Annotated in this window: 3 protein-coding genes and 1 pseudogene; 1 reads left to right on the plus strand and 3 read right to left on the minus strand. The window is 59.2% G+C overall.

The window, feature by feature from the left end:
• Positions 1 to 130 precede the first annotated feature (130 nt).
• The 3 genes and pseudogenes from ON30_RS37920 to ON30_RS42390 all read right to left on the minus strand — a co-directional run.
• A complete protein-coding gene (locus ON30_RS37920; RefSeq protein ID WP_218006316.1) occupies positions 131 to 2,782 on the minus strand; it encodes a CHAT domain-containing tetratricopeptide repeat protein in 2,652 nt (883 codons plus the stop codon).
• A 1,043-nt stretch (positions 2,783 to 3,825) separates the two neighbouring features.
• Positions 3,826 to 4,395: a hypothetical protein gene (locus tag ON30_RS41400; RefSeq protein ID WP_245554258.1), complete on the minus strand. Its 570-nt coding sequence runs from the start codon at positions 4,393 to 4,395 to the stop codon at positions 3,826 to 3,828.
• 57 nt (positions 4,396 to 4,452) lie between these two features.
• Positions 4,453 to 4,743 (minus strand): annotated as a pseudogene (locus ON30_RS42390) (G1 family glutamic endopeptidase); the annotation flags it as partial.
• Positions 4,744 to 6,579: 1,836 nt separating this feature from the next.
• Here ON30_RS42390 and ON30_RS39515 point away from each other — a divergent pair.
• Positions 6,580 to 7,062, plus strand: a complete 483-nt coding sequence (locus tag ON30_RS39515; RefSeq protein ID WP_157183880.1) for a hypothetical protein — start codon at positions 6,580 to 6,582, stop codon at positions 7,060 to 7,062.
• Positions 7,063 to 7,191: the final 129 nt, after the last annotated feature.

Here is a 7,191-nt window from a genome sequence, read left to right on the forward strand (position 1 = left end):
CAGCCGAGGTGATCGGTGATCTCCCAGTATCGGCCACATCAATCGTCATCACATCAGACATCGGATGCTTACTCCTTGCTCGGAGTTACACCGTTGTATTTACAGTCCCCGGCCCCAGTTGCGTTCGTAATCACATTCCGGTATGCAAGTGAGCCGTCCACAGGGATGGGTTGGCCGGATACTGGTTGCGAATCGCTGTCACTGCCTGATGTAGAGCGTGAGCGCCGTGGTCAAATTCGGGACGAGCGCCGCCGGGGAGTGCGTGGTAGAACCTCGCCGCGATTTCTGCGGCAATACGATCATCGACCGTTGCGAGTGTGCCGACCACCTGGGGATATCCAGCCAGTTGGAACGCCGAGGCGAGGTGGATAGCCTCGTCTAGGAGTTCGGGTGTTGTCGTAGTTGCTGTCTCGCAGGCGGACAAATAGGCCAATCTGGCGAAATTGAGTCGAAGAGGATCGAGATCGGCGACGGTGAACGGGGTGCTGACGTGGTCATGCAGAAGCAGCCGACTTCGGCTGGGGTCCACGGCGTCGTTGACGCCGTGGCAGGCGAAGTGCGCGACCGGGTATGCCGCCAACGCGTTCAAGACATTGGCTTTGGTAGGTAGTAGGGCAGGGGCGATCGGCTCGTCGCTGTCTCTAGGCCCCGTTAGGACTGTCGAGCCGGGTAGGCGGGCAACAACCGACGCGGCTTCTTCGACAGCGTAGTCGAGTTCGTCCTGGTTGTCGGATGTGGTCGGCACGACCACGACTAATGCTTCCCAGCTCCGAAGTTGGGTGGTTCCACTGCGAGCGTGGCGCAACGCGGTGATTGTCGGAGTGTAGGACGAAACGACACGGTCGATCACCGATCGGTTATCCGGATCAGGAAAATTCGAATGGTAGCCGGCAGCATGGAGAGGTAGTTGCCCCAGCGCTCCACTCGTGACCCACCACAACCGAGGCCAGGGCTGGCCCGCCTGCGGTCGGTCACGGTAGCCAAGCATGTCCAGAACGGGGCCAGCAATGGCGTCCCACAGCCACTGCAAGATCTCGTGCAGGCGCTGCTGGGCTGCCCTGCGTAGTGACAGTGTCACGGCATATTGCGCGGCGTGGTGGATGTGCTGGAATTCCGACGCACGGTCTGTGACTGTCTTGATGTCTAAGGCGGGTAGTGGTAGGCACGAAACCGCAGTTGAGGTTGCGATTAGCGCGTCGCTGCGGTGACGACTGATGTTGATCGTCACGATCGGGCCGTAGGCAGCTTGGGACAGCAATTCGACGAGTTCTGGCGGCTTCGCAAAGGACTCGAATCCGGGGCGCTCGCGGATTCTCTCAAGTGTTTGTTCTAGAAGCTCGGCTATCTGTTGTCGATCAGTCTGCGGCGTCGCATCGGTGGTGGCCGCTTCGGTGTTGAGCAGATCGCGCAAATTTATGAAGTCCGCAGCCAGGTCCGGTTCGGATTCCTCTAGGCGGCTAGTTTCACCGCGCAGATTAAGTAATTGACCCATGATAACCGCACGGCCAAGCTCAAGTAACTTCAGAGCCGATTCTGCTCGCTCGGGTAATGAAATCTCTGTGCTCGACAGTGTCAAAGCGGCTGAGTCAGCAGCCAGTTGGGCGAACCGTCCGATTTGGTATTGCCGGTCGGACCGGCGGAGGCGGTGGGGAGCCACCTCCGGCAACAGTCGGACTGCTTGCGCTAGAAGTTCTGCTGCCATCTGCGGCGCAGAGGATGCCAGCAGTTCGGCGGCAGCGCGCGCCGCTTCGATGCGTCTCCACGGGGGCGCCCACTCAGCGGCAGCGGCTGTGCGATAGGCCTCGATTGCTCGGTTGCGATCTTCTTTGGAGCGCGATCGTTCGAAACGCATGCTCAATCCGACGCCTAAATTGCAGTGATACAAACCATGATCGAGATAGCCGGGAGGTTTGCTGTCTACCAATTCTTGAGCGAGCTCGATTGCTTCGTCCAAGTCCGCGGCCACGCCTGTCTGACTGAACCGCATTCGTAGGATTGTCCCTAGATTGTTCAGTTGGGTCAGCGCATGGTGCATGGATACAGGGCCTGTGCCGACCTTCCTGGCCAGTTCGAGTGCTTCATCTAAATCGGCTGTCGCGCCGCTCTGTTCGTATCGGATGGACAGCGCGCTCGCGAGGTTGGTTAGGGCTGCAGTACGGAGAGGGTGGTTGCTGGCGGTGGCGGCGACTGACTGTCGTCCGACGTCGATAGCGTCGTTCAGGTCTTGCATAGCCGACGATCGTCGGAATCGAAGCCGCTGAATGGCGCTAAGGTTACTCAGAATAGTGGCGCGGTATGGGCTACCGGGCGGGCATACGGTTGCAGCTTCCTGGACGACAGCGATTGCTTCGTTCAGGTCCGCCAACATCGCGGTTCGGAGGTACCGTCCGTGCAGGGCGTTACCTAGGTTGGTGAGTCTGGTCGCAGATTCGGGATGAGCGCTGGGAGTAGCTTCAACTGCCCGACGGGCGGTGTGTATCGCTCTGTCTGCGTCCTCGACAGACCCTGTGATCTCGTACCTCAAATTCAGGGCGGCGCCGAGGTTGGTTAGGATTGCGGCCTGATCGAATGCATCAGAATGCCAAATGACGGCCTGTTCGAGGACCTCGATCGCCTCATTCAGATCTGTGACATCTCCTGCTCCTTCGAACCGCTTCTGCAGGGCCGCGCCGAGGTTGGCATATAGAGCAGTTAGCCCAGGGTCGTCCGGCCCGCTGACGGTAATGGCTTGGCGCCCAGCCCCGATCGCCTCGTTCAGGTCAGCTGTGCTGCCGGTGCGCATGAACCTACGGGTCAATACAGCACACAGATTTCCGAGCACTATTGGCAGTCTCGGGAAGTCGACTGGACTGTGATCCAAGGCTTGCCGATAGGCATTGATCGATTCGTCCAAGTCGACTGATCTCCCAGCTCGCTCGTAGCGCACCGAGAGCGCGACACCCAAGTTGGTATGCCATGTGGCAAGGTTCGGGTCACCCTCAGACGTTGCGTGAACAATGCGGTGCCATAGCAGAACCGCGTCAGTGCTCAGACTTACCTGGCTACTAGCTGTGGCCCGTGCGAGAAGGTCGCGTGCAACCTCGATCGAGGCTGCCGCGAGTAGACTCAACAGTTCGGTAGGCAGATCACCCGGGACCTTGCCCGACAAGAACACCGGGCTTAGTACGTGTACAGCCCGCAGCTGTTCTTCTTTCGCATGCTCTGGCGCGCCGCATGAAGCGCAAGACCACCAGAATCGACCGAGGACAACTCGGGCCACTTGAACTTCGTTCATATCGTCCACGAGCAGCCTGGTCAGTTCTTCGGCTTCATGTCTCGCCTCGCCCGTCAGCGTCGCTTGCGGCGCTTCCTCCAAGCGGTCTAGCCGTTCCTGCAGGGTCGCGCACAGGAAATCTCTCCGTTTATTCTTGTCGGGAGTGTGCGCAGTATCCATAATTGTGTCCCCAAAGTGATAGATCGTTATCGCGAGCCTCGTAGGCGATCATGTTGGTTGTATGGCCTTGGAGATAATCGACTGGCTGTGGTGGGAAATTTTTCCCGGCATCGGCGTGGACGGACCTCGAAAGACGTCTCACGGCTTATGGGTTCGACACTAGGCCCCGGGGCCGGGGATGCAGTCCTTCTCATGATGGATGTGCAGATGCCGTTTCGTAGGGCGTAGCGATGTTCCTGTCTCGCAAACTATTGATGCCGATTCGGCATTAAGTCCCTGCTGGAGTACCTCCTCCTGCCTCGACAGTGCGGAGCCCGCCAGGACCACAAATTAGCTCGAAGTGTCTACAGTCGGTGCCCCGCCCCAGGGCTACGCGTTGGTGGGATCGGATATCAGTTCTGCGTCACCGAAAAATTTCGACAGTCATCACATAGGGGTTCCGGCTGCAACCGTCCATTTGATAGAAGGCTAGATGCACTGCTAACTCGCCACATCGAGAGCGGCTTGTTGTCGACAAAGACTTCGGTGAAAGAAATTTCAGGGTTCAGCAATGTGGGCATCGGCGTAAATGCGTTCGGCACCCAGTCTTCCTTTGGGTGGGTCACCAAGAGGGGAAGTCGGGCCAAATTGAAGGCCCCCCCTTCGACGATAATCTCAGCTGTTCCTGCCACTTCGGTGTTGTTGCTGTACCGCGTTACCGTCCATCCGTAAGTCAGATTTCGCAGGTAAAGCGTATACCCCGAGGTTGTTCGTGAGATACCCGCCTCCATGAGATTTCCGGGCAGCATGGGATCGTCCACGAAGTTCGGGAACTGTCTGTCCGCCCATATCCCCTGATATTTGATCGCGCGTGGACACATCACACTATCCAGTGTCGCAACACCATGCACTCCGGTGTCACATTCTATTGCTCGCCACCAGCCGGTAGGATCCTCTCGGATTGATATTTTGTTCGAATTCATGCAGCCTGACTGCGTACCTATCTGCGGAAACGACGTGAGAAACGGCTCACTTCCCGTCACCCCATTAAAGCCAACCCAGATTGCAATGCGCTGAGTGGCGTTGCTATTGCATTCTATGCTCGGAACATGCCATCTGGCGCTTACGCTCGTGAATCCACCGGGCGGGGCGGTTGCTATGTATCCGGCCCAGTTGGATCTATCGTAGGATGGCATAGGTTCTGCCGATGACGACGGGGAGGCCACGAATAATGCCGCAGCGAAGGTCATCGCGAAAATAAGTCTCATATAGAGACCCGCTTTCTGGTCTGATAGTTTGAGTAGCGTGAGGTGTCGATTCATCGTAATCATCTCGATGAGAATGCTGACAGAGTCTGGCTCCTATCAACAAAGCTGCGTAAATTCCGGCCGATGTTGCCGAGCGATCTCGCTCGGCAACAGGATGAGGATAGTCCGCGAGGTGAGAGAGTGGCCCCTCTTGGTAGGCGCCTGTCTTAGCGCCGCCCGGCGGTAGCGCGTGGTAGAGGGTGTCTGTACGTAGGAAAGTCGCATCGATTATGGGTCTGTCCGTCACCGCGGCTGCCGTGCGCCGAAATCCGTATACGCCGGGCGTCGAAGAAAGTGGACGGTAGAGGGGTCGGTCGCAGACGTCAGTTACTGCGCAGCCTGCGAATGCAGACGAGGGAGTCTGGCCGCCAGGCCGCTTCGGGCGGGACGCAGCACCGCCGGCTCGAACATCGAAGCGATGGACGACGGGCGTGAAAGTTCGCTGCACGTAGGTCTTTCGACCACCTCCAAGGAAGACCGTGACATGAACCCGGCTGATTGCAACAACGACAACGGCGGTGCAGTTCAGGCGACCTTCGTCATCGCCGTGCTTTGGCCGAGTTGCACAACCGCAACGGCTGCAAGACTGTTGAACTGCGATGAGAGCCACGCCCGAGACGGTGTAGCTCATCTCGCCTGCGGTGGCATCGAATTTGGGCAACGATTCGACCGTTGCCACCAACCGGCCATCCGCCGTGCCTTCCGTCGCTTTGGCACTGTCCTTGGTCCTTTCCCAGGGATGTGCAACGCCAGAGGCAATCGGCATCCTTGTGGTACCGATCCTGACCTGCTGTGTGGTCTGGATCATATGACATGCCGGCCAACCGCTCAAGCCGCTACGGCTGACTGCTCTGTCTGACGTGTCGGCCTGTTACGTGATGTAATTGTCTGTAGTCCAACGGAAGTCCCGAATCGAGACGGGAGTGCTTCGTTCACCGGAGTATGGCACGTCGATGGCTCAAGTGCTGTTCTGGCTGGGCTGGATGTCAGTTTGTCCATCATCGTCGGAGGCTGAAAGGAGCAGTCGCCGTTGAGCTATGGAATCACATCGCGGGTAGGAGGCAGCGCAATGGTCTTGAGCAGGGTCGACAAGGCTGCTGCTTTTTGCAGGGAACTAGTGGATGGCGTCTTGCAGGAGGCAGTCCGGCGAGTGGGGGCCGAGGAGCTTTTCGAACGCGCGCGTCTAGCATTGCAGCGCGGTCGGGTCGACGCGGCTTTCGAAGCTGATCTGGACACTCTGGACCGCGTGTTGCGTCAAACAAATGGAGACGGGATCTATCCGTCAGTCGGTAGATCGTTCGAGCCGTGGCCTAGCGGTAACAGGGACACCGCAGCGCAGTGGTGGTGCTGTCCTACACGCCAGTGCGCAGGACGCGGGCGCATCGTGGCTGGGCAGCAGCCTCCAGTCTGCGGTGTCGAGAGCCGTCCGCTCGTTGTCGGACCCTTTCCAACGTGACAAGCTTCCTCGGGGAACTTGGGAAAAAGCTTGCCGAGCGCTGGAGTGCCTACCTCGCCATCCCGGGACTACTGTATGTTGCGGCGGTCGTCGTTGCGGTGGTGTTGGGACATCCGCACGCACTCGATTACGACCTTCTTGGTCGTGAGTCATCGGCTTGGTCCGCAGGCGGCGGCTTGCGATCACCTCAGGCAGTTGTGCTTCTGGCCGTCGCAGTTCTGGCGGGCTCGGCCGCAGGGTCGCTCACTGCGGGAGGGTTGGGCCTCCTTGTCGAGCGGATGTGGGTCAGTTCTGGCCAACGCCCGCCTGGCCGATGGCTTATGAGGTGGCGGCGTGCGCGTTCTCGGCGGGCCAAAGCAATCGCCGACGCCACCACCTCAACGTCTGCACAGGTTCGCCAGGCGATGTCGCGCGCCGACCGCCTCTGTCTTGTCGAGCCTGGCCGCCCCACTTGGATCGGGGATCGGCTGCGTGTCTGCGAGATCCGTGCGAGCCGAGCTTACGGAATCGACCTGAACGCGGCATGGCCACGGCTGTGGCTGATCATCCCTGATGTGGCGCGGGCCGAAATTGCGACAGTGCGTCTCTCATTCTCTGCCGCCGCCAACCTCCAAGGATGGTCGTGCATGTATTTGGTGCTCGGGATTTGGTGGTGGCCAGCTGCGATTGTCGGGCTGGTCGTCGCCGCGGTAAGTCATATGAAGGCGCGACAGGCGACGAACGACCTTGCGCATCTAGTCGAGTCAGCTGTCGATTTGTACGTGGTAGACCTGGCGAGTCAACTCGGTCACGCAACCGCCGGACACGTCACACCAACCCTGGGGGGCACGCTGAACACCATCATGCGCAAGAGTCGCTGGGACCCCGACTCTCCGTTGGCCGACTGATTGTTGGACCGCCCAGGAGACAATCAGCTACTTCGAGCGGACTTACTGGCCCAGCCGACTCGCTTGATTCCGACGCTGTTGGCCGAGGGCAAGGACGTGGCCGAGGTGTCCCGCGTCTTGCAGGTCACC

Source organism: Nocardia takedensis NBRC 100417 (assembly GCF_000308695.1).
Lineage (GTDB): Bacteria > Actinomycetota > Actinomycetes > Mycobacteriales > Mycobacteriaceae > Nocardia > Nocardia takedensis.